Annotated in this window: 23 protein-coding genes, 2 other RNA genes and 2 riboswitches; of the genes, 3 read left to right on the top strand and 22 right to left on the bottom strand. The window is 34.2% G+C overall.

What is annotated here, in order from left to right:
- Position 1: 1 nt before the first annotated feature.
- The 11 genes from QUF93_RS10165 to QUF93_RS10115 all read right to left on the bottom strand — a co-directional run bounded on the left by QUF93_RS10165 (position 2) and on the right by QUF93_RS10115 (position 10064).
- Positions 2–1438 carry an oligosaccharide flippase family protein gene (locus tag QUF93_RS10165; protein WP_289358656.1) on the bottom strand — a complete coding sequence of 479 codons (1437 nt, stop codon included), beginning with the start codon at positions 1436–1438 and terminating at the stop codon, positions 2–4.
- A gap of 83 nt (positions 1439–1521) precedes the next feature.
- Positions 1522–2160 carry a sugar transferase gene (locus QUF93_RS10160; RefSeq protein ID WP_002117812.1) on the bottom strand — a complete coding sequence of 213 codons (639 nt, stop codon included), beginning with the start codon at positions 2158–2160 and terminating at the stop codon, positions 1522–1524.
- An 18-nt stretch (positions 2161–2178) separates the two neighbouring features.
- The gene (locus tag QUF93_RS10155; RefSeq protein ID WP_002117811.1) at positions 2179–2796 is read right to left on the bottom strand and encodes a CpsD/CapB family tyrosine-protein kinase; all 618 of its coding nucleotides are present in this window, start codon (positions 2794–2796) and stop codon (positions 2179–2181) included.
- Positions 2783–3526, bottom strand: a complete 744-nt coding sequence (locus QUF93_RS10150) for a YveK family protein (RefSeq protein ID WP_002117810.1) — start codon at positions 3524–3526, stop codon at positions 2783–2785. Before QUF93_RS10150 ends, QUF93_RS10155 begins: the two co-directional genes overlap by 14 nt.
- Before the next feature lie 35 nt (positions 3527–3561).
- Entirely contained in the window at positions 3562–4722 is a 1161-nt protein-coding gene (locus tag QUF93_RS10145) for an acyltransferase family protein (RefSeq protein WP_289358655.1), read from the bottom strand.
- Between the two features lie 342 nt (positions 4723–5064).
- A complete protein-coding gene (locus QUF93_RS10140; protein ID WP_002117807.1) occupies positions 5065–5205 on the bottom strand; it encodes an FbpB family small basic protein in 141 nt (46 codons plus the stop codon).
- 340 nt (positions 5206–5545) lie between these two features.
- On the bottom strand, positions 5546–6412 hold the full coding sequence (locus QUF93_RS10135) for a 5'-3' exonuclease (RefSeq protein ID WP_002117805.1): 867 nt from the start codon (positions 6410–6412) through the stop codon (positions 5546–5548).
- 132 nt (positions 6413–6544) lie between these two features.
- Complete coding sequence (locus QUF93_RS10130) at positions 6545–7270, bottom strand: P-type ATPase actuator domain-containing protein (RefSeq protein WP_002117802.1); 726 nt, start codon at positions 7268–7270, stop codon at positions 6545–6547.
- A gap of 356 nt (positions 7271–7626) precedes the next feature.
- Positions 7627–7790: riboswitch (M-box (ykoK) riboswitch) on the bottom strand.
- A 340-nt stretch (positions 7791–8130) separates the two neighbouring features.
- Positions 8131–8517 carry a DUF350 domain-containing protein gene (locus QUF93_RS10125; RefSeq protein ID WP_002117799.1) on the bottom strand — a complete coding sequence of 129 codons (387 nt, stop codon included), beginning with the start codon at positions 8515–8517 and terminating at the stop codon, positions 8131–8133.
- The gene (locus tag QUF93_RS10120) at positions 8514–9749 is read right to left on the bottom strand and encodes a glutathionylspermidine synthase family protein (RefSeq protein ID WP_289358653.1); all 1236 of its coding nucleotides are present in this window, start codon (positions 9747–9749) and stop codon (positions 8514–8516) included. Before QUF93_RS10120 ends, QUF93_RS10125 begins: the two co-directional genes overlap by 4 nt.
- Before the next feature lie 3 nt (positions 9750–9752).
- Positions 9753–10064: a hypothetical protein gene (locus QUF93_RS10115; RefSeq protein ID WP_002117794.1), complete on the bottom strand. Its 312-nt coding sequence runs from the start codon at positions 10062–10064 to the stop codon at positions 9753–9755.
- An 83-nt stretch (positions 10065–10147) separates the two neighbouring features.
- On the opposite strand from QUF93_RS10115, the gene QUF93_RS10110 reads away from it, so the two are divergent.
- On the top strand, positions 10148–10597 hold the full coding sequence (locus QUF93_RS10110) for a hypothetical protein (RefSeq protein WP_289358652.1): 450 nt from the start codon (positions 10148–10150) through the stop codon (positions 10595–10597).
- A 54-nt stretch (positions 10598–10651) separates the two neighbouring features.
- Here QUF93_RS10110 and ssrS (QUF93_RS10105) read toward each other — a convergent pair.
- The 5 genes from ssrS (QUF93_RS10105) to QUF93_RS10085 all read right to left on the bottom strand — a co-directional run bounded on the left by ssrS (QUF93_RS10105) (position 10652) and on the right by QUF93_RS10085 (position 12753).
- Positions 10652–10835: non-coding RNA, 6S RNA (ssrS, locus tag QUF93_RS10105), on the bottom strand.
- 21 nt (positions 10836–10856) lie between these two features.
- Positions 10857–11039: non-coding RNA, 6S RNA (gene ssrS / locus QUF93_RS10100), on the bottom strand.
- A gap of 116 nt (positions 11040–11155) precedes the next feature.
- Complete coding sequence (locus QUF93_RS10095) at positions 11156–11989, bottom strand: sulfurtransferase (protein ID WP_289358651.1); 834 nt, start codon at positions 11987–11989, stop codon at positions 11156–11158.
- A 2-nt stretch (positions 11990–11991) separates the two neighbouring features.
- Positions 11992–12264, bottom strand: coding sequence for a YpbS family protein (locus QUF93_RS10090; protein WP_000451807.1), 273 nt, complete (start codon positions 12262–12264; stop codon positions 11992–11994).
- 21 nt (positions 12265–12285) lie between these two features.
- Positions 12286–12753, bottom strand: a complete 468-nt coding sequence (locus QUF93_RS10085; RefSeq protein ID WP_289358650.1) for a GNAT family N-acetyltransferase — start codon at positions 12751–12753, stop codon at positions 12286–12288.
- A gap of 70 nt (positions 12754–12823) precedes the next feature.
- Between QUF93_RS10085 and QUF93_RS10080 the strand changes: the two genes are divergently transcribed.
- Positions 12824–13078, top strand: a complete 255-nt coding sequence (locus QUF93_RS10080) for a DUF3931 domain-containing protein (protein WP_000369740.1) — start codon at positions 12824–12826, stop codon at positions 13076–13078.
- Positions 13079–13081: 3 nt separating this feature from the next.
- Here the strand turns inward: QUF93_RS10080 and QUF93_RS10075 are convergent, their stop codons facing one another.
- Both QUF93_RS10075 and QUF93_RS10070 read right to left on the bottom strand, forming a co-directional pair.
- Positions 13082–16741 carry a dynamin family protein gene (locus tag QUF93_RS10075; protein WP_289358649.1) on the bottom strand — a complete coding sequence of 1220 codons (3660 nt, stop codon included), beginning with the start codon at positions 16739–16741 and terminating at the stop codon, positions 13082–13084.
- 218 nt (positions 16742–16959) lie between these two features.
- Positions 16960–17115 (bottom strand): hypothetical protein, encoded by a 156-nt coding sequence (locus QUF93_RS10070; protein ID WP_289375275.1) that lies wholly within the window; start codon positions 17113–17115, stop codon positions 16960–16962.
- A gap of 202 nt (positions 17116–17317) precedes the next feature.
- On the opposite strand from QUF93_RS10070, the gene QUF93_RS10065 reads away from it, so the two are divergent.
- Positions 17318–18481, top strand: coding sequence for a DUF418 domain-containing protein (locus tag QUF93_RS10065; protein WP_289358648.1), 1164 nt, complete (start codon positions 17318–17320; stop codon positions 18479–18481).
- A 15-nt stretch (positions 18482–18496) separates the two neighbouring features.
- Here QUF93_RS10065 and pbuX read toward each other — a convergent pair whose 3' ends face one another.
- The 4 genes from pbuX to QUF93_RS10045 form a co-directional block, all read right to left on the bottom strand.
- Positions 18497–19819, bottom strand: a complete 1323-nt coding sequence (gene pbuX, locus QUF93_RS10060) for a xanthine permease PbuX (RefSeq protein ID WP_002117781.1) — start codon at positions 19817–19819, stop codon at positions 18497–18499.
- Between the two features lie 2 nt (positions 19820–19821).
- Entirely contained in the window at positions 19822–20415 is a 594-nt protein-coding gene (locus QUF93_RS10055; protein WP_289358647.1) for a xanthine phosphoribosyltransferase, read from the bottom strand.
- A gap of 107 nt (positions 20416–20522) precedes the next feature.
- A riboswitch (purine riboswitch) is annotated at positions 20523–20624 on the bottom strand.
- Between the two features lie 124 nt (positions 20625–20748).
- Positions 20749–21495, bottom strand: a complete 747-nt coding sequence (locus QUF93_RS10050) for a type I methionyl aminopeptidase (protein ID WP_289358645.1) — start codon at positions 21493–21495, stop codon at positions 20749–20751.
- A gap of 142 nt (positions 21496–21637) precedes the next feature.
- Positions 21638–22111 carry a GNAT family N-acetyltransferase gene (locus tag QUF93_RS10045; RefSeq protein ID WP_289358644.1) on the bottom strand — a complete coding sequence of 158 codons (474 nt, stop codon included), beginning with the start codon at positions 22109–22111 and terminating at the stop codon, positions 21638–21640.
- Between the last annotated feature and the right edge of the window lie 19 nt (positions 22112–22130).

Genomic DNA, 22130 nt, shown 5'->3' with positions numbered 1-22130 from the left:
GCTATATCCCCTGTTTCGTAATATAATCCTTTTCTCGTGTTTTTCTTGTAAATGAAAGAATAAGTTTTTTTAATTCGTGATCATATAGGAATATCCCAACTACTACGATTAACGTATTAAGAACAAGTGCAATCAAGTTATATTTCTGTAATACATATTGCACCCCAATAAAAGTTACAGCAAAATAAATTGTATACGGTATTACAATTTGGAATACAATTTTCCCCCTCACTGTACTTACTGCTATATATCCAATCAAAGCCACTATTTCAAATAAAACCATAGCGTAAGCCGCTCCTCTAACTCCACCAATGCTACTGAAGCTATATAGCATAATTCCTCCAATCACTAAAGCAACACACTGTACGGCAGTTCTCTTATTTTGAAATCCACTCGTTGTTAAACCATCAGCGATAGCAATATTTAAACTTTGTAATACAATGAGAAAAGATAGTATTTGGAGCGGCTCTACTGCATTACTCCATTCCTCATGAAAAAATATAGAAATAAAATAGGGTGCTAAATTATATAAACCTATCGTCATACATATTCCCACGACCGCCATTGATTTTATTTGAAGCATATTTAATTTCGTATGCTCTTCTAAATTATTCTGGTTATAGTGTTTAAAGAGCACTGGGAAAAATGCCCCCGCAATTACCCCTGGCACTTGATATAAAGCCGCTGGCATCCGATAAGCAACCGCGAAAACACCCACCATACTTAACGGTAATGTATAATTGAGTAAGATGGGTGCTAATTGTGGCGTACTCATTATTAAAAAACCACTAACAATAAAAGGACCTAATTGCCAAAACAATCCTTTATGAATTGCTACTTTCATATTAATATTCGTCTTTTTTCTCATAACGTATATGCTAAATAAACCGCCAATCATATAACCAAAAGCATATAAGCGAGCTGTTATATACACTGGTAATTCCCCGAAAATACAAAAGCATGTAATTATAATGACAACTGATGCGGATACAACTTTAATTAGTGCTATATATTTCATACGTTCCATAAGCTGAAAGTAGGCAATCCCTATATTTTGCCATGTAAGTCCTATTAACATCAGGAACATTACGTTTAACATCATATAAATTAAATTCTTATCCTCATACACATAATGAATAGCTATATAACCAATTACGGAAATAAAAATAAGAAGAAGCATCCTTATCTTTATGTATGAAGATACAATCGTTCCTAAATCTACTCCATCCTTTGCCCCTTCTCGAAGAAATGTATTACTAAGCCCTAAATCTGTAAAAAATAACATTACAAACGTAAATGCTATCGCAACACTAAACATCCCATAGTTTTGTGCATTAAAAAAGTTGGCTAAAGCAATTAAGCTAATGGCCTGAAGAAGATTAGCTAAAATCGTACTATAAAATAGATGTACAATATTGTTTAGAATGGATCTACCCATACCAGTTCTCCTTTGCATGTAACCTACTTATATTTGCTCTGTATTAATTTAATATTTACATAAAATTATATTTACTATGTTTTTTATCTTGCACCATTCCCGTTCAATACAATAAAAACTGTCTTACATAAAATACGAATATCCATTCTAATCGTTTTCAATTCAATATATTCCATATCCAATTTCAACTTTTCTTTCGGATCAAGATTATATCCCCCATTTATTTGTGCCCACCCTGTTAACCCTGGTTTCACTAATAAACGGTGCCTGAATTCTGGAATATTAACTTCGAATTTCCCATAAAAATACTCTCTCTCTGGCCTAGGTCCAACAAAAGACATATCACCTTTTAAAATATTTATAAGTTGTGGTAATTCATCAATTCTCGTTTTTCTTATAAACAATCCAACCTTTGTAATTCTCGGATCATTTTCGTTTGCCCATTGTGGTCCGTTCTTTTCAGCATCGCTAACCATCGATCTTAATTTAAATAAATAAAATCTCTTTCCATTGATTCCTAAACGCTCTTGAAAATAGATTGGAGCCCCTGATGTTTCTAAAGCAATCAAAATACAAAAAAACAACATAATTGGTATCGTAAAAAGTAACAATATGATTGAAAATATAATATCAAACAAGCGTTTTACACTTCGATTCAAAACCTTATCCTTTTCTTGAGCCGGAATAGCATACAACTTAGCTTGATTTGTTTCACGAATCATGGATCGTTACCCCCAAATTCAAGAATATAAAACTATACCTAGCAATTCACATTCTTTCCGCTTTATGTCCGCTATTACTTTTTTCACTGTACGTAGCGAATCTTTTCGCTTTTTGACTGCCAAAATTACTCCATCACATTTCTCCGCAATAATATACGTAGCAGGAAGCTCAAATACTTCGGATGAATAAAAGAAAATATAATCAAAATCTTCTTTCCACTTATCTATTACATTATCAAATTCATCCATAGCAACTAAGGGCGTCGTATGTACTGTTTTTTTTGCGGGAATACAATATAAATATTCAGAAAAAGAACTGGAAAACGATTCATAATTTAAGGCGGAAGAGCTTAATATATCGTTTACTGTTGTCATATGGTTGCTGTGTAATAGTAGATGGAGTTTAGGATCAGAAAAATTCATATCGACAAGTAATACCTTTTTTTTCATTTCCGCAAAAACTAATCCCATATTTACTATAAGTGCAGCAACAACACCTCTATCCTTCGTTGAACTAACTGTGAATACTTGTTTTCCTGATTTTTTCAATTCATGATATACAGTATAAAATTGCTCTTTCATCACAGCATCATGCGGATCGAACTGCAACTGTTTCTTTGTCTTAAACATCAACATGTTCACCTCGATATATAGATGATTGTGTTTCAACTTCTGTAGATTTTCTTTTTCTTTTCGGCCCCATACTTATGTGGCCAATAACAGCAACTGTGGTTATTTTCTCTAAATCTTGTTCTACATATATTCGCTCATCAAAATAATCACGAAATATAGCTAAACCAACACCAACAAAAAAGCTAACAATTAAAGAGATAGGAATAATAAGTTGTAATTTTGGAAACAATTTCTCCGCTTTTTCCTGTAAGTCTGGATTAATCAATATTTTTACTCCCTGTACATTCGTATACTGTTGAAAGCTTTTTTGAGATTGTTCTGCCAATGACTTTGCAATCTCTTTTACGACTTGAGGATCCGAATCTTTTACTGTTACAGTAACAATTTGTGAGTTGTCCGTATTCACCACCGAAATTTTTTGTGCTAATTCATAACTTGATTGTTCTAATTTCAAAGTGTTTTTTACTGTCGAAATAATAAGTGGACTTTTTAAAATATCAACAAACGATGTTACGAGTTGCTTATTTTCTTGTGTTTTATTCGCTGCATTCTCCTTATTAAACTCATCTAAATTTCCAACAAGAATTTGCGTTGAATATTGATACGAAGGCTTTAGCACATACATAGAGATAAGAACTAGAGAAACTGTTAAACAACACATCGTCAAAATGATCGTTATAAATCTTCTTTTCAGTAACTGCTGAAAGTCTTTTATACTAATTTCTTGCTTCAATGATTCCACCGCCTTTTTTTATGAATAGCATCCTGTTAATCATTTTGTACAGATAACCCTTTCTTTTCTATATCTGCTTGTTTTGTTATATACTTTCCTACTCTGAATGCAAATTTCTCTACAAACAAATATGAAATCATTGCAAGTATAAAAGAAAGAATGAGCGACATAATCAAAATAATGGTTAACGGTAATATTTCATTGAACATATATATTAAAGAAAATAATGATATAAGATGGTACAAATACAGACTGTAAGAAATTTTCCCCAAATATAATAAATATTTATTGCGTAGCAAGGATGAAAATGTTGATACTGAAAGACTTAATATGACAAATAGACATGCACTTATCGCTACAACATAGTCCCGAAATATAAAATTATTAAGTATCTTAATTTCTCCAATAACCCCTTCATACATATAAAACAAAATCGCCAATAAAAACCATAAAATTTTCTTGTACTTAGTACAATTACTATAAAACATTATTAAATTATTTTTATACCTCGCAACTAGTGCTCCTACTAAAAAAAACACTGTATAATGAAACGTTAATGCATAACTTGTTAACGTTAAACTTGAGTGAAATAAAAACAATATCAAGACAGAACATATACTGAAACCAAACAAGAACAATAATGAATATCGTACTGTTTTACGTAAACAAACCATTAAAACTAACGGAAAAATAATTGAAATTCGCATTTCATGGACAAGTGACCAAATAACACTGTTATACGCATCTGTATTATATTTCCCAATCAATAAAACATGCTGCATCACTAAATTGAAAGAACCCTCAATTGTCCATATTCGATTAAACCATTCGCTTAAATAAGAAATACCATATTGACTCATTGTAAGTTGGCACAAAATCGCTATCGTGATTGCCACAACATATGGAATATATATTCTACATATACGCTTTAAAAGGTATAATCCATAACGACTATTATTTTTTTGAACAGATTCATATAAAACAAATCCACTCAAAATAAAAAAGACAATAACTGATTCGTTACCACTACTAAAAATAATACGAAGAGGCGTTTCTTTTAATAGATATACAACAAATGGTTTATTATCTTCATAACTGTAAGTTTGATATACTGTAAAAATCATTAAATGATGTCCAATCATTACTAAAAATGAAGAAATCCCTCTTATAGAATCCAGTTCTTCATACCTCTTCATCGCTTGACATCAACTCCAAATGAAATGATCATAATGATTTAAAAGCGACATCATTATTCATATTCTCCTCCTCTCTATTTATTCCACTTTTTATATTGATATTAAAACGATGATATAAAGTAATTTTGAATGTATTGTAACACTTTTTGTAATATTTTGAATATAAAATCCCAATAATTGGCATATATCAATTTCAACCTCGAAAAATAAGAAATATTGGCAGAATAACACTATAAATATATATTTCTTATTTATAAAAATTTAAAGACAATAACATGTATGTGATTCTTTTCATATAAAATAAAAAAGATAGCCTCTATCAGCTATCTTTTTTTACTTTATTTAATTATTAGCACCACTATATGCTACATGCCGTTTCTCAATCCGTTCTTCAATTTCTTTCATATTTTCTTTATTACTTAATAGTGACTGTTTATTTTCTATTAATAATTGTTTAAAGGATTTTCTCACTTTTTTTCGCATTTTCATTTTCCTCCTTGGGGAGATGGTTTATTTAATAGATAAAGTGAAACTTTAATCAGTGGGGAGGATTTATCCCACTGATTATTAGTTAAACCAATCGGGCTTTTACGGGCAGTTGATCTTCCATCGTTCCTCTTTATTCAGTCAGCTATAATATTTAGATGGAAGTCCTACTGCCCGTTAATGCGGGATAAGTAATTATCTGTGTAGACTTATAATAATTGATTGTTGTGAAATCCATTTGAACTTCATATGAAAACTGAGTTTATATTCTGACAACTTTGTGAACAAAAAAAGAAAGATAGATCAAAATTATATTTGATCTACCTTTCCATACACTTTAAAGCATATTAATCAATATTTCAGGTCTTCCCCAATTCATTTCGTCGCAAACAAATCGTAGTTTTTCTTCGTTCATTGTGTGTAACCCTTCTTCTAACGAACATGAAATTGGAACTTCACAATGAATTTGCGCTAATTGTAAAGAGATATTTAAATTCTCTAAATCACTTTCAATTTTTGTGCGCTGCGCTTTCGTTAATGATGCTATATTTTCTAGTACTGCCGATACTGTCCCGTATTCTTGAATAAGCTTATACGCTGTTTTTTCACCAATACCTTTTACACCTGGATAATTATCACTTGTATCTCCCATAAAAGCTTTCGCATGAACAATTTGCCAAGGTTCTACACCTTTCTCTTCCATGATTTTTTCTGGTGTGTAATACTCGTAATTTCCAATTCCTTTACGAAGAAGCATAACTGTAACATTCGTATCAACAAGTTGAAGTAAATCTGTATCACCTGTCAAAATATAAACTTCCGCTTCATTGCAATATTGTTTTGCGAGCGTACCGATGCAATCATCCGCTTCATAACCTTTCATACCAATTACAGGCATAGATAATTTCGCAGTCATTTCTTGCACTAAATCAAATTGCGGAATTAATTCTTCCGGCGGTGCTGCACGATTTGCTTTATAATTCGAGAAAGATTCCGTTCTAAATGTCGTACTTCCCATATCCCAGCACGTTACAATGTGCGTTGGTTCGATTGCTTGTGTTGCTGTTAATAAATGCTTCATATAACCATGAATCCCATTCGTCGGGGTACCATCTTGTCGTTTCATAAATTGTCCATATACACTTGTTGCGTAAAAAGCACGAAATAATAGTGCCATACCATCAACTAATAATACCTTTTTCATAATTCCTCTCCTACTAACAAAAAATAATAACCTCACGTTATCACGTAAGGTTATATATAGATTACCATTCTACGTTTTTGTTCAACTTTGTCTATTATACATTGTTTTTGTATATTTAGCATCATTAACACATTAAGACGTTCTACCGCAACAAGTATGAAGTATTCCTGAATACGTATTTTTACCTGTCGAAACAACTACAGCCTTTGCATTTCCGCCAACAATATACGTACCGTTGAAACATACATTTTCAAGTTCAAGTGGATTATAGTCTTTCATCCGTTTTAATGGAATAAATCGTTTACGTTCAAGATGATAGCAACTTTCAAATTTCTCAATACTAGCATCGTTTCCTGTCAGCATAGATTCATTTACTAATAAATCATTTGCATAAATAATACGTACATCTGCTGGCACTGTGTCGCCCTCTGAAAGAAAAATCATATCTCCAGGTACAAGCTCTTGTACTGATAGCTTCATCATTTTTAATTCATTGTTTAGCCCTGTTACGCTAGAGGCTTCTACTCTAGAAACAGTAACTGTTTCACATTGCAATTCATCACGCATATTTTGTTTTGAAAAACCTGGGATCATTCCACTTAGCTTCATCATTACTTCCGCAATACGCGCTCTTTTTGAAGTTAATTCATTTCGACCGTATATTTGAATACGTTTTTGTGCCTCTTTCATAGATAGTCCGTCTCTTGTTGTTTTAAAATACGCAAATACAGATTTTACATCTCTTGTTGCGATTTCAATTAATAAATCTTTATTTTTTTGAAGCATTGTTTGTTCTTTCATTGCTTTTTTACTTAATTTATACGCAGTGTTACCCACACTTTTATTTACATATAACATATTATCGTCTCCTCCTTTACAACATAGGAAGAAACGCTTTGTTTCTCAATTTATCCACTTCACCGTGAAAGTGTCTAGCGCTCAAATACTCGAATAAACGCTACATTATGATAAATATAGAGGGAGGAACAAGTCGTTTCCTGCCTACATCATATATTTTTGATTTGAAGTATATGGGTAACGGAACCGAGTCAGAATTTGACATGCTCCTCACCTCCTTTTTAATTTTTTAGTTATAATCTATACTATGAAATTACTCATAGCTTGCTAACAAAAAAGACCCTTACTCATAAGAGAGCAAAGGTCATTGCATACACAAATAAGCGATTCCTAATATAATACAATTAGAAATCTACAGACCGCTCCCTCGCCGAGTTTTAGCACTGTATAGCATAGGTTCATTACCAGCTACGTTAAGAAAAACCTTAATTCGATCATTCCTGTTGACCCATTGGCGTCTCTCGACATTTTTGGGCAGTAGCATTTCTCTATACAGGAGCCTCACCTAACAGAGACTTATTTTAATTACATAGAAAATGTTACTCTTATTTAAAATAGATGTCAACACTTTGTATGGAAACTTTTCCTTATTACAACAACTACCTCGAGTTTAGTACACTAATATGCATCCTGCTCAGCATTCGACTACATAAAGTGAAACTTTAATCAGTCCCACTGATTATTAGCCTTCACCAATCGGGCTTTTACGGGCAGTTAATCTCCCAACCAACTTCTTTGCTCCAGCTGAATTTTGAGGTGGAAGTTTTACTGCCCACAAATAGCGGGATAAATTACTTGAGCACATATTGCAAAAAATTAGCACATAAAAAATAAAACCCTTACGTTAAAATGTAAGGGTTTTAATACGTTACACAACCAGCAATTACAATTCCGATGGAAAGTGATAAAAACATAAGGAAAAGACCAACTGCTTGATTATCTTCTTCAAGGCTTTTATTAATATTAAAACGTGGTGTAAGCCATTCCGCTAAATAAAAGACAATAATTTGAGCTAATATCCCAACAGCTCCCCATGAAACCATATCAAGAATTGAAATAGAATTAGCAGCCGTTGAATATAAAACGATAGCAAGACCAAGTAGTCTTCCTCCAAGTACATAGCTTACCGCTTTATTCCCTTGAGCCATTAACTTAAATTCCTTAACTTTCGTTGTCACTTCCATAAGAAAAAGACCGATACATAAAAGTGCAAGTGATACTGCTAAATATAGTAAAAAATTAATCATTTATTTTCCTCCTTCTTAATACCTACCGGTAAATAATATGATTCATTTCCCGTAATTTTTTCTCCGGCACGTATACCGATGCTACTCGCTTTTCCAGCAATTAAAAACGCCCCAAACACGTACGACAGCTTCTCAATTCCTTTTTCAGTTTCCAAAAATACAACTGGAAGCTCTGTATATTTCTGAAATATAGGAAGTGACGATTTATACGTTTCATGTGCATTTCGAATCATAATGTTTGTATCCTTATCGCGAATCGTAATCGTGTCACCTTCTCTACCGAACGAAGGTTTTTGAACGAAAGGACTTTTCCCAAAAAATAAATCTGGCTCTAAATATGTAGGAAGCATATATTCTTTAATCCACTTTTGTTCCTCACTTGTGTAAAAAGCACCTTCTTCTGCTAATCCCCAAATAAGACATTGAATTGATTTTGGCTGAAGTAAAAAGGCCGACAAAGGATTTATAATAAAAAGCTTTCCTTTTTTTACAAGTTGCAAAAGTTCTACTCCCACCAAATCCCCCGTTTCGGGATCTTGATCTTCAATCAAGTCTTCAATTGGATATGTTTGGCGATACAAAACATCAATTGGTACGCCCTCTCTATCTACTAAAGTATCGGCTGTAATTCGAAGTTCTGTCATTGGCATCACTTTATTTTCAACATGACATAACCCACTCAAATACATAGTCGTATTCCAATCTTCTATATGTTCATGATGAGCTGTGAAAACAACATTTGGATCTTCCATTCCTTTTGTAGCTTCCATTACGGCTTTTGTAATACCAGAAGAAAGTAAGCGCTCTTGATTTGCATTTGGATCATCATAGCCTAATTCTTCACAAACTTTTCCATTCATTTGAAAGCATTCCACAATAAAAGTTGGAGTGTCACTATTAAACTCAAGCATTTTAATACGATTATCATCTGTTAAAGCAAAATCAAATCGTGAAATAACAGATTCAGGATACATTCCTTTCAGTCTAATAAAAGGCCAGCTTGCAGTTGGAAAACCGAGTTCAAGAAGCTGTTCATTGGATAAATTCCGAAGAATTCTAGCAGTCTTAAAAAATATTTTCCCCATTCGTTCAGTTGCTAATTGTAATTGTTTCATCATTTGCTCTGTTATTGGGAAAACATGAAACAAACTATACTCACATTCATATAAATCCGACCAGAAATGCGGATAATTCGAATAAAATTCTTTTCGTTTCTTTATGTATTGCGACATATTTTAACCTCCAAATCCACCTTTTGAACCGCTTCCAATTCCACCTTTAAATTCGGCCGAAGATTGATAAGTTTTAAACTCTGATGAATTTTTGAAGGTGGATTTATTTTGATAGTATTTACCACCATAAAAGTAATGTCCACGATAACCTGAACTACTATCATCACACTGCCAAACACCAAGTTCATCATCCCAATCCCAATCAGAACAACTATTATCATTCGGTTCGGGGGGAATATCTTGCGTGCAGCCAAATAAAGTGCCCGTCATTAAAGATGTCAGGACACCACCTACTAGCCATTTCGTTTTTGTCACCTTTGCACTCCCCTTTTTAAATTATATTTCTATTATATAGGATGTCATGATAAAGTAGAAGAAAAAGGAAGAAGAGGGATAAAATGCGATTGGAATATCGGCTCAATGATGAAAGTAACGGGTATCCGGCTTTATGGAACTACGCAAATATTTCTAATTCTGAAATTGTCGCGCGCATGACTTGTGAATATTTTATAAAAGATGGAAATACATATGTCGTTACTGCAACTTCAGTAGATCCAGACGGGACAGCAGTGTTATATATACAAAAAGAAGTTTTTTTCAACGACCCTTCAGATCCTACATACTCGCACATAGGTTTTGAAATTAGAGAACTAAAGGAAACAAGCTCAATTATGATAGAAAGTAAAGATGTGTGGAATTACGAGGACATCTTACCCTCTCTCCATTCAGATATTATATATATTCAACAGGATGGAATACATTTGGAATTCACCCTAGATTCAAGAGAAATTGATGAAGACCGCAAGTGCTATATTTATTATGGGAACTTTACAGGTAAATCGAGATAACATGAGCATATTTATTCAACAAAAAAACCTTACGTATAAAACGTAAGGTTTTTATATAGTCCCACATATGCCGTTATCTATAGATGTCCATAAACCTGCTTTCACAGGTGGATGTTCTCACAAATGTTTGTAACTTCCTTCTTAAAAAGATGGCCTGCTATCTACATTTAAATATTGAACTTCCGTATTATACTTATTGGTTTAAGACATACACAAGCTACGTACACCGTAGGAATTTTATATACTGTTAGTTGAAATAAGACCCCCGCAAGTGCCGTCTCTCGTAAATGTCCAAAAACCCGCTACTCGCAGGTGGATGCCCTCACAGTTACCGTATATCTTCCTCCACAAGGAAGGCTTGATAATGGTCACTAAATATTGAGCTTCCGTAAAACTAACATCGGTTTTAGACATAAATAAGTTACGCACACCGCAGGATGTATTATTTACTTGTCGTTATATTATCACATTGTTTCCAATGTGTAAAATATAATATTTTTGAAGCAATCTCTTGCTTGTGACCTTATTTTAATACAAATTATTTTTGCATGCAAGTGATTAATCTTCTTCTTTTGCAATTTGATTTTCTGGATAAGAAATCCAATCACTCCAACTACCTGCATACAATTTAACATTTTGAAAACCAGCTAATTTTAATGCAACTATGTTCGGACACGCTGTAACACCAGAACCACAATATACGATTGTTTCCTTCTCTTTATCAAGATTTTGGAAACGCCCTTGCTGTTCCTCTTCGTTTTTAAAGTGTCCCGATTCTAAAATTCCATCTTTCCAAAAATAGTTTACTGCCGTCGGAATATGCCCTGCCTTCGAATCAACGAGCTCTTCCGCACCAGCATAACGTTTTGGTTCCCTAGAATCAATTAATGTCATATTTGCATCTGCACGAATTTTCCCTCTCACATCTTCCATCGTTACAAGCATATTTTCTTGTATTTCCGGTCTAAAAGGTTTTCGTGCAATAACTGGGGTATTCGACGTTGTGTGTAATCCATTCTCTTTCCAAGCCGGAAATCCACCGTCTAATATATACACTTTCTCATGTCCTACATAGTTTAATAACCACCATAAACGAGAAGCCATTGCACCAGCTTGACTGTCATACGCAATCACTGTCGTATGTTCATCAATCCCAGCCCCTGAAAGCTTGTCTGCAAACTGCTCTATATTTGGTAATGGATGGCGACCACCATGTTCTATTACAGAACTTGATAAATCTAAATTTAAATCAAAATATAACGCATGGGGAATATGTTCTTCCTCATACTTCTCTTTACCCCAATTTGAATTCGCTAAATCAAAACGACAATCGACTATACGGACATGTTCATCTTCTAAATGCTCACGCAACCATTCGACTGTAACTATCATCTTTAACGACCTTCTTTCTCTTGCAAACGACTTACATACTCCATAACCATTTCTTCTGTAACAAATTTACGCTGCAGTGTAACACCATTTTTTGCAAGATCATTAATTTGCTTTGTTACAACATTTATGACATCAACAGAAAATTCTTTCCCCTTTGACGCAAGAGATACGGCTGCTTCAATAGCTGCTTCACGCTGCGCATCTAATTGTAAACATGCTTTTACACTTTCATTTTGTTTACGAGAATGTGCTGTAATTGCTTTATGTACTTCCATCTTCTCTTCCCCCTAAATAAGTTATACGTTCTTATTCAATTCCATTGCAAGCCGAATCATATCACGACATACAATCCCATTTTCAATAATCTCTTCTTCATAATGCTTCGAAAAGTAATCAAAATCAATAGAAAAAATACGAAATCCACATTTTTGATATAACGCAAGTTGTGAAATGCTAGAATTACCTGTACCAACTTCAAGCTTGTACATATTATATTCTTTAGCTTTTTCTATTGCATGCAACAATAACCCCTTACCAATACCTTTTCCTTGCATATGTTCTACAACCGCAATATTCATAATTTCCATTGTCTTTGGTCTTGTTTCCAAAAGCACATATACACCGATAATTCGTTCTTCTTGTTTAGCTATATACGTAAACCCTCTCTGTACATATGCATCAATTTGGCGTTCACTTGGATCAGCAAGGAGCAATAAAGATTTCGGTATAGCTTCTTTCGAAATACGCTCTATTACAACAGACATAAAATTCCCCCTTCCCTATTGTTCTAAACCCCCCTTGTCTACCATAGATAATAGAAAGGAGGGATTCACCATGGACAACAATGAGAAAAAATGCAACGTCATCTCTATTGATGGAAAGAAAAAGAAGAGCGACACATATTCCTATCCAAAATTAGTAGTAGAAAACAAAACGTATGAGTTTTCTTCATTCGTCTTATGCGGTGAAACACCAGACGGCAGACGCTTAGTTCTTACCCATATGATTTCTACTGATGAGTTTGCAGGGTTTGTAAAATCTTTAGATACTGTACTACAAAAGAAAATTGAACGAATCTTTTTTTCATAACAGCTATTTAATATAAATTTCTTTTTCAATTTCTACTAACTGTTTTTGAAGCTCTTCTTTACTTTGTTCATATAGTGATACATCAATTGTTTCAGCTAAAGCGAATAATATACTTTCATAATAATTCTCAACATCTTGCTGCATCACTTTTTGGAATAGGTTCCATTTTGCATCCCACTCTTGCTTATAATGATGAACGAATAAATCTTCTTCATCAGCTACATAGTTTGATACGAAAGGTTCTAACACTCCTTTAGCGTCTTCTTGCATAAAAGCTTTATCATTTTTTTCAAAAAAGCTTTTCTCATTTTTAAAATGTGCTAGTGCCTTTTTAAAATCTTTTATTTCTATTGAAGGAAACGGCTCTTTATGTGTAATAACTTTATATTCATAATCCACTGTTCCACCCATAGAAATCGATTCATTTTCCACTTTGCAATTCACAACAATTTCATCCTTTGCACGCTTCATCGCTTCATCTATCCATTTTTCAAGACGTAATGATGTCGCACGCATTTCTTGTAATAAATCATGTTGAATAAATGCAACTAATTCCATTACACATTGTTGCAACTGCATTTTCACATTCCCATCTGTTCGTAACGACGCTGGATTAATAAATTCAGTAAACACATCGTTATAGCGTAAAAATAGACGTTGGTGTACATAATAAAGCAATTCTTTCACTTCATTTTGCATTGCTTGCTCTTCAGCAAGTACACTATATGATGAAATAATATGAAGTAGCTGATCACGCTCTGCTTCATATTTTTTTGTTTGCTTCTCTTTCTCATCATTTCCCTGCTTCGCGCCATTTATCATATTTACAAGAAGCTGCTTCGCTCCTTGCAATGCACCATATAAAGCATGCACAGATACAAGCATTAAATCCCTCATCATAAAGGACGTAAATGATTCTTCAAACTTAGCAATCCCAGAGTTTTGTAAAATACCATACTTTTCTTTATCAATACTTTTCCCTTGCTTTTCTTCAAGCGCACATAAACTTGAAATTGCAAATAAACGTGGATTTCTAATACCGTATTGCAAGAGCTGATCCGCAATATAACCTTTTACCATTTCAAGTTCTTCTTCAGACTCTGCTAAATCGGCAGCATTTATTAAGAAGAACATTTTATCAAGTGCAAATGTATCCTTTACACGACCGAGCTGAATTAAAAACTCACGATCTGCACGAGAGAAAACATGATTATAGTATGTTACGAATAAAATAGCATCTGCGTTTTTAATATACTGGAATGCAACATCCGTATGGCGAGCGTTAATAGAATCCGCCCCTGGTGTATCTACAAGAGCTACTCCTTGCCTTGTTAAAGCACAATCATAATAAAGCTCCATATACTCAACAAAGCATGATTTTTCTTCATTAGCTACATAATCAGAGAACTCCTCTAACGTAACTTGTACTTGTTCCCCTAAATGATCAGCAACTGCCTCATATCCTTTTTGTACCGCTCGTAAAAAGCTAAATGTTGTTTTTTGCTTCCCGCTTGGTGAAGGATATTTCATAATTTTATCAATTTGCGTTAATGCTTCCTCTAGCGTAGTAATCTCATAATGAAACAGCTTATAAACAGCTTTCATATCTTCTAATAGTGCTTGCTTTGATTTAAACTGAACAATTACTGTTCCGTGTGGTTTTTCCTCTGTAACCGGTAAAATTTGATTAATCGTTGCTGTCGTTGGGTTTGGCGATACAGGAAGTACCTTTTCACCGAGCAATGCGTTAGCAAATGATGATTTTCCAGCACTAAAAGCTCCAAATAACGCTACTGTAAATTGCTTCGTTTCTACACGCTGTCTTTTTCCAACTACTTCTTGCTGTAAATGTTTCAGTGTAGGCAATGGATCTAATATCGTTTCAGCTTTCTTCACTTTTTCTAATATACGCTGAATATTTAAAGCTTTCGTTCCTTTAATCTCTTCTTCACTAGCCGCTACGTTTTCATTTACCATTTCTTGCTCTTGTAGTGTAAACTTCTCACTAACAACTTGGTTTTTACTTTGTAATATTTCGTCTATTTGTAATCCATCTGGTATAGAAACATGTTCATTCCAAATATCTCCTAAATAGCTCTCATATTCCTCATACGTCTTAATGTATTGTAATTTCGTTTCTTTTGCTGTTTGTAACATCGTGTATTTTTCAATCTCTTCTTCAATACGAGCAATCTCTATCTTCACTTTCTTCTGCAATATACCCGTACTTTTTTCAAAAATTTGCTGAGATTTCATAAAGTATCTTTTCTTTAACTCATTTGCAACGTCAGCAGTATAAAGAAGTAAGTAATCACCGGTAAATCCAGCCCCTTGTTTAATTGTTTCAGCCAACACTTCCGGTCCGAAAGCAATCTCTAACGCATATATGTCTTTCCCTATTTCCTCTGTAAATAACCCTTCTTCTTTTAAGAAGGCTACAATAAATTCTTTCACATGAAAATCAAGTTGCGTTTCAACAGTCTTTTGAAGAGCAGAATAAAAAGCATCTACACGTCTCTGTTTTTCTTGCTCCGTCTTTCCTTTCGCAAATAACAAACCAACTTTAAACTTCGTTAATTTCGTTTCCAAATATTCATTTGCCAATTCTCTCATTTCAAATGGCATTAAATATGCGTTATCTAATATGGCTTGTAAACCTTTTATAAATTCATTTCTCACATCAGATTCTTTACTAGCCGCGCTATTTTTATTTTCAGTTAACTCTTCCTTTTTTTCAACTATCTCTGAAAGTGACAGTGGTGATGTTAATTCTTCTTCATATTTCATGAGATGTTTTTCATTTTCAGAAAGAATAAACGAGAAATGCTCCCCCAATAAATATTCTGTTTCTCGCTCCATTCCCTTTCTTACATACTGCTCTTTTTCTTTCATGATAGAAAAGATTAATGCTTCTAAACTTTGAATTTCATTGTATGGATGATTCATCATTCGCAATGATGTATAAAAAATACCATCTACTTCAATATCCCAGTTAGAAAAAGACTGTTTTACACTATCTCTATACTCTTCAAACGATAACTCATTTGCTTTATGTTTATCTATTTGGTTTACAACGAGATAAACCGTTTTATTACGTTGTTTCAATTCTTTAACAAATTGTAAGTTAACCTCTGATTGAACATGGTTATAATCCATCATATAGAAAATAACATCTGCAAGATGGAGTGTTGATTCTGTTGCTAATTGGTGAGCATCATCTGTAGAATCAATTCCTGGCGTATCAACTAGCATAACTCCGTCAGGAATTGGTGCATCATTTCGATAAATATGAACACCAATTACTTCATCACCGTCTTTACATATTTGTTTTAATTCTTCTGCTGAATATGCGCCGTCATATTCATACTGTTCTCCAGACTTAATCGTTACAACAACGCGATCAGATCCTCTTTCAATTTTAACGACGTTAGCACTTGTTGGAATCGGACTTGTCGGTAATAATTGCGCTTTATATAGGTGATTCATCATTGTCGATTTCCCCGCAGAAAAATGACCACAAAAAGCTAGCATAAGCTGCTCTTGTTTATATTTTTGAATCACTTCAAACAACTTCAAACTATTCTCTGCATCACCGTTTTTTTGCCACTCTTCATAAAAACAAACAAGTTTTTTCATACCGTTTGTCTGTACTATGTTTGTCATCCCCTTGTTCCCCTTTATCCAAGATGTATATACTTTATCCCGCTATTTGTGGGCAGTAAAAGCCCGTTTCGTGCGGGCTAATAATCAGTGAGGGATAGACCTCCCTACTGATTAAAGTTTCACTTTATTATCATACTAAATTTTCAGCATATTCACATCAAAAATAAAAAATCCCTTTCATTCTTTTTACAAATGAAAGGGATTTTATGTAATATTATTCATTTTGTTGTTCCTACTCCATTTAATACATACTTTGTAACACCAACATATATAGCAATCGTTCCTGCAACAAGTGCATACACCATATTAACACACCAACCTTTTTTGATAATGATTATCACTTTTGAATACATTTTATCATTAAAGATAATCATTATCAACAATTTTCTAAAAAAGAAAGCTCCTTCGGGAAAAGGAGCTTTACTGCCTGTTTTAAAGAAGTTTAAAACTTGCTGTGCACTCTTATTATATCTCATAATACACAACTTAACAGCTTTAAAAACTGGAAATTACCTATATACCCTCCTCTTTACATTTTGTATAATAAAAGGGAATTACTTAACAAGGAGGAAAAAAATGACACAAAATCTCACGCAAGGCGAGAGGATACACTCAATCGATATTATTAGAGGAATAGCTGTACTAGGTATTTTTCTTGTTAACTGGCCAGTTATCGCTGGTGTTGATTCTCGAGACATTTCCGGCGTTTATGATGGATTAGACAGCTATATTCGCTTGTTTTATGACATGTTTATTCAAACAAAGTTTTATACTATTTTTTCATTTTTATTCGGATTAGGTTTTTATATCTTTATGAATCGTGCTGAGGCGAAAACAGATCGTCCGAAAACTTTATTTGTTCGCCGCTTGCTCATTTTATTATTATTTGGGTTCTTGCATTACGTTCTTTTATGGGACGGGGACATTTTACATAGTTATGCAATCGCTGGATTTTTCTTATTGTTATTTTATAAGAGAGAACCTCGTACTATTTTGATTTGGGCATTAATCTTACTAAGTATTTTTCAATTTTTAATGCTAATTAGTAGCATTGGAATTGCCTTAATGCCAAGAGATGAGCTAGGACTCTCCTTACCAATCATGCCATTAGAGGACTGGATGTTACAAATACAAAATCGTTTCCATGCGTTTTATTCTGAAGCAATTGGGCTAAGTGCATTCATGCTTCCAGAAACAGTTGGATTATTTTTGCTTGGCTTATATGCTGGCAAAAAAGATATTTTCCGCCGCTCAAAAGAATTAGATCCAAAACTAAAAAAATGGCAAATTATTATGTTCGTTTTAACATTACCAATGTGGTTCTTTATGGTTCGTTATTTCTTGTCAAAACAACCTTATGATCCGATTTACATGAGTGCCTTTACAATGTTTAGCGGAAAAACCTTATTCATCTTTTACATTTTTACACTGATACGCTTATTACAAAAAGAAAGATGGCAAAAATTATTACGCCCATTCCAATATGTCGGAAGAATGGCGTTAACAAATTACATCACGCATACGATTGTTACGTTACTTGTATTCGGTCTATTTTTCAAAAATTATTATCCCGCTCCATTATGGGTTGGGCCACTATTTTGCATCGGTTTCTACACGTTACAAATCTTCATTAGCCGCTGGTGGCTTTCTCGTTATCAATACGGGCCACTTGAATACATTTGGCGTCTTGGTACGTACGGTAAGATGATGCCACTTAAAAAGAAAAGCAAGGTCTCATAATGAGACCTTGCTTTTCTATGCTTCTCTTACTGCACTTTGCATCGGAACTGGCTCTTCTTTTACTTTCACTTTACGCTGCGGCACCATATTAAATACAATATTCAAAAGTACTGCTGATGCACTTCCAAGTACAATCCCGTTATCTGTTAAAATACGAATGTTTTCAGGAAGTTGTGAGAATAAAGTTGGAACAACTGTAACACCAAGTCCAATTCCGACAGAACATGCAACAATTAATAAATTTTCTTGTTTCCCAAAATCAACACTGCTTAACATTTTAATGCCATACGCCATAACCATACCGAACATCGCTAACATAGCACCGCCAAGTACTGACTTCGGAATGATGGTTGTAATGGCTGCAATTTTAGGAATAAATCCAAGAGCGATCAACATCCCACCGCAAGTATAAATAATAACGCGATTTCTTACTCCAGTTAATTGAATTAGACCTACGTTTTGAGAGTACGTTGTATATGGAAATGCGTTGAAAATACCACCTAAAATCATCGCTAATCCTTCTGCACGATAGCCTTTTGTTAATTCTTTCTCACCAATTTTTTTATTGCAAATATCAGATAATGCAAAATATACACCTGTTGCTTCCACAATCCCTACGCAAGCAACGAGAATCATCGTAATAATTGGCGTTAATTCAAATGTTGGTGTACCGAAGTAAAACGGCTGAATACCGTGGAACCAATCTGCCTCTCCAACCGCTTGCAAGCTTACTTTCCCCATAAACGCTGCAACGATTGTACCGAACAAAAGACCAAGTAATATAGAAATTGAACGGATAAATCCGTCAAAGAAACGATACATAATAATGATAAATAATAAAACACCAAATGCTAAAGCTAAATTTTCTAGACTTCCAAAATCTTTACTTCCAACTCCTCCAGCCATATCATTAATAGCTGCTGGAACAAGTGTAACCCCAATGACTGTAACGACAGATCCTGTTACAACAGGAGGAAACAGTTTTACAAGTTTCCCAAATAATTTCGCGAAAATAACAACGAATAATCCAGCAGCAATAATCGCCCCATAAATAGAGGACACGCCGTATTGTTTACCAATTGCAATCATCGGTCCCACTGCTGTAAATGTGCAACCAAGTACAACCGGAAGCCCAATACCAAAAAAGCGATTTGATAATGCTTGTAAAATTGTCGCAACGCCGCACATTAATAAGTCAATCGATACTAAATACGTTAATTCTTGTTGATTTAAACCAAGTCCACCGCCAACAATAAGCGGGACAATAATTGCGCCCGCATACATCGCAAGCATGTGTTGAATGCCAAGCGATGCGATTTTAAATGGATGCTGCTTCATCGTTATTTCACCTCCGCAGTTTCTTGCTGTACAAATGTAACTGTGCCGTTATCAAGTGATGCAATTTCTGCTAGTGATTCAACACGAACTCCCTGTTCACGCAGTTTCTTTCCTCCATCTTGAAATGCTTTTTCAATAACAATTCCAATCCCCGCAATACTTGCCCCAGCCTGCTCTACTAAGCTCATTAAACCTAAAGCAGCCTGACCGTTTGCTAAAAAGTCATCAATAATTAGTACACGATCATTTTCATCGATATGAGTTCGAGATAGTGAAATCTCGTTCGTTTCTTGCTTTGTAAATGAGTATACTTTCGCAACATACATATTATCTTGTAACGTTAACGATTTACGCTTTCTTGCAAAAATTACTTTTACACCAAGCTCTAAAGCAGCCATAACTGCTGGTGCAATGCCTGAAGATTCAATCGTCACGATTTTTGTAATGTTATCTTCTTTAAAACGTTTAGCAAATTCTTTTCCGATCTCTTGCATAAGTACTGGATCAATTTGATGATTTAAAAACGCATCTACCTTTAATACATCACCAGATAAAACCTTTCCTTCGTTCAAAATCTTTTCTTGTAATACTTTCATGTTTGTTCCTCCTCTTATGCAATAAAAAACTCCAAAAGCCGCCACCACTCGTTACAAGTGAGAGACGTGCCTTTGGAGTTTTGCAAAAAAAGAATGCTAAACAAGCAAATATATTCGTCCTCACTCATAGTCAAAGTATTTACGGTACTTCGGTAGAAACTTGCAGGCCATATCCCCGCGATTATATGAGTGTAGCTAACTTATTTATTTATAGAAGGATTATAACGTACTTTTTGCGCTTTGAAAAGCATTTATCAAAAAAACACGTACGAATTTTATGAAAACACCATTTTTGTTCGTTTTTTGAAAACTCTTACATTTCATATTTTCTCTTTAAAGGCACGTTAAAACAACTGGCCCATCCTTCGTAATTGCAACTGTATGCTCATACTGCGCTGACAATTTTCCGTCCATCGTTCTTGCAGTCCATCCATTTAAATCAACTTTAGAATAGCGCATACCTACATTTACAATCGGCTCAATTGTAATTACCATGCCTTCTTGTAACTCTGGACCTTGCCTTGGCTTACCAAAATGAAAAATGGCTGGTTCCTCATGAATGGCTTTACCAATTCCATGCCCCGTAAAGTCTCTTGCAACAGAAAACCCTTCAGAAGCTACATAACTTTCAATTGCGTATCCAATATCTCCAACATGGTTACCACTTATCGCTTGCTCAATCCCTTTATATAAAGCACTCTCTGCTACTAACAATAGCCTTTTTGCTTCATCAGAAATATCTCCAACTATATACGTCCATGCAGAATCCGAGAGCGCACCATTTAAGTTTACTACCATGTCAATTGTCACAATATCTCCTTCACTTAAAGGAACATCTGTTGGAAACCCATGACACATTTCATTGTTCACAGATGCACATATTGCGTATGGATAATCGTTATACCCTTTCTGTTCGGATCTGGCACCATGCTCTTCTAAATATGCTTCAACAAACGTATCAATTTCTTGTGTAGTGATACCTGGTTTCATCATTTTTGCAATTTCTCTATGACAAGAAGCTAGTAACTTCCCAGATTCATGCATCAAATCTATTTCATTTTTCGTTTTAATTGTAATCATTCTACCTCTCCTTGCTAAGCTTGCTATTTGCTACTAAAGTTCAATCATACACATCCTCTATCAAAATTTCAAAACTCCCAATTACAAAAAGTATTATTTATTTCTGCATCAAAATAAAAACAGAAAGAGATTCTTCTGTTTTTTAGTCATTTTTACATATATAATTCATTTTCAAAAATTCAAAACAACTGCCATTTGTTTTCTGTATAAACGTTCCAACTGCTTCAAATCCTACTTTTTTATATACTTTGATTGCCCTTTTATTAAATGCCGCTACTGATAATGTTATATAGTCACAGTTATAGTTTTCTTTACTAAAATCTAATCCAGCTTTTACGAACTGTAAACCGAATCCATTGCCCGTTATATTAGGTCTCATTCCAAGCCCGATATCAACCGTTCGATTATTTATTTTACAGAAGCTAAAGAACCCAATGAGAGTACCATTTTCCTTCACAGAAAATGTATCGTCTCCTCTACTCTCATCATGTAAAAACTCAGCTAAGTCTTCTTGATCTGCCTCCATATCGTAAAAAGAATATTCCCCTTGATAATGCCAGTTGTATGCAATTTCCTCCGCTTCCTCTTGCGTCATTACTGTATATGTATAATTCATTCTCCTATCCCCTTTAACA

The sequence above is a fragment of the Bacillus hominis genome, assembly GCF_030348325.1.
GTDB lineage: Bacteria > Bacillota > Bacilli > Bacillales > Bacillaceae_G > Bacillus_A > Bacillus_A hominis.
The sequence above is the reverse complement of the archived record's forward strand: the minus strand, read 5'-3'. Positions and strand labels throughout refer to the sequence as shown.

Excerpts from the sequence above, each read along its gene's own strand:
- QUF93_RS10070 (WP_289375275.1), bottom strand. The coding sequence starts at position 17,115 with ATGATTATCTTTAATGATAAAATGTATTCAAAAGTGATAATCATTATC.
- QUF93_RS10110 (WP_289358652.1), top strand. The coding sequence starts at position 10,148 with ATGCGATTGGAATATCGGCTCAATGATGAAAGTAACGGGTATCCGGCT.
- QUF93_RS10080 (WP_000369740.1), top strand. The coding sequence starts at position 12,824 with ATGGACAACAATGAGAAAAAATGCAACGTCATCTCTATTGATGGAAAG.
- QUF93_RS10165 (WP_289358656.1), bottom strand. The coding sequence starts at position 1,438 with ATGGGTAGATCCATTCTAAACAATATTGTACATCTATTTTATAGTACG.
- QUF93_RS10130 (WP_002117802.1), bottom strand. The coding sequence starts at position 7,270 with ATGTTATATGTAAATAAAAGTGTGGGTAACACTGCGTATAAATTAAGT.
- pbuX (WP_002117781.1), bottom strand. The coding sequence starts at position 19,819 with ATGAAGCAGCATCCATTTAAAATCGCATCGCTTGGCATTCAACACATG.
- QUF93_RS10085 (WP_289358650.1), bottom strand. The coding sequence starts at position 12,753 with ATGTCTGTTGTAATAGAGCGTATTTCGAAAGAAGCTATACCGAAATCT.
- QUF93_RS10095 (WP_289358651.1), bottom strand. The coding sequence starts at position 11,989 with ATGATAGTTACAGTCGAATGGTTGCGTGAGCATTTAGAAGATGAACAT.
- QUF93_RS10065 (WP_289358648.1), top strand. The coding sequence starts at position 17,318 with ATGACACAAAATCTCACGCAAGGCGAGAGGATACACTCAATCGATATT.
- QUF93_RS10055 (WP_289358647.1), bottom strand. The coding sequence starts at position 20,415 with ATGAAAGTATTACAAGAAAAGATTTTGAACGAAGGAAAGGTTTTATCT.
- QUF93_RS10160 (WP_002117812.1), bottom strand. The coding sequence starts at position 2,160 with ATGATTCGTGAAACAAATCAAGCTAAGTTGTATGCTATTCCGGCTCAA.
- QUF93_RS10045 (WP_289358644.1), bottom strand. The coding sequence starts at position 22,111 with ATGAATTATACATATACAGTAATGACGCAAGAGGAAGCGGAGGAAATT.
- QUF93_RS10125 (WP_002117799.1), bottom strand. The coding sequence starts at position 8,517 with ATGATTAATTTTTTACTATATTTAGCAGTATCACTTGCACTTTTATGT.
- QUF93_RS10135 (WP_002117805.1), bottom strand. The coding sequence starts at position 6,412 with ATGAAAAAGGTATTATTAGTTGATGGTATGGCACTATTATTTCGTGCT.
- QUF93_RS10090 (WP_000451807.1), bottom strand. The coding sequence starts at position 12,264 with ATGGAAGTACATAAAGCAATTACAGCACATTCTCGTAAACAAAATGAA.
- QUF93_RS10140 (WP_002117807.1), bottom strand. The coding sequence starts at position 5,205 with ATGCGAAAAAAAGTGAGAAAATCCTTTAAACAATTATTAATAGAAAAT.
- QUF93_RS10050 (WP_289358645.1), bottom strand. The coding sequence starts at position 21,495 with ATGATTACAATTAAAACGAAAAATGAAATAGATTTGATGCATGAATCT.
- QUF93_RS10145 (WP_289358655.1), bottom strand. The coding sequence starts at position 4,722 with ATGAAGAGGTATGAAGAACTGGATTCTATAAGAGGGATTTCTTCATTT.
- QUF93_RS10075 (WP_289358649.1), bottom strand. The coding sequence starts at position 16,741 with ATGACAAACATAGTACAGACAAACGGTATGAAAAAACTTGTTTGTTTT.
- QUF93_RS10120 (WP_289358653.1), bottom strand. The coding sequence starts at position 9,749 with ATGTCGCAATACATAAAGAAACGAAAAGAATTTTATTCGAATTATCCG.
- QUF93_RS10155 (WP_002117811.1), bottom strand. The coding sequence starts at position 2,796 with ATGTTGATGTTTAAGACAAAGAAACAGTTGCAGTTCGATCCGCATGAT.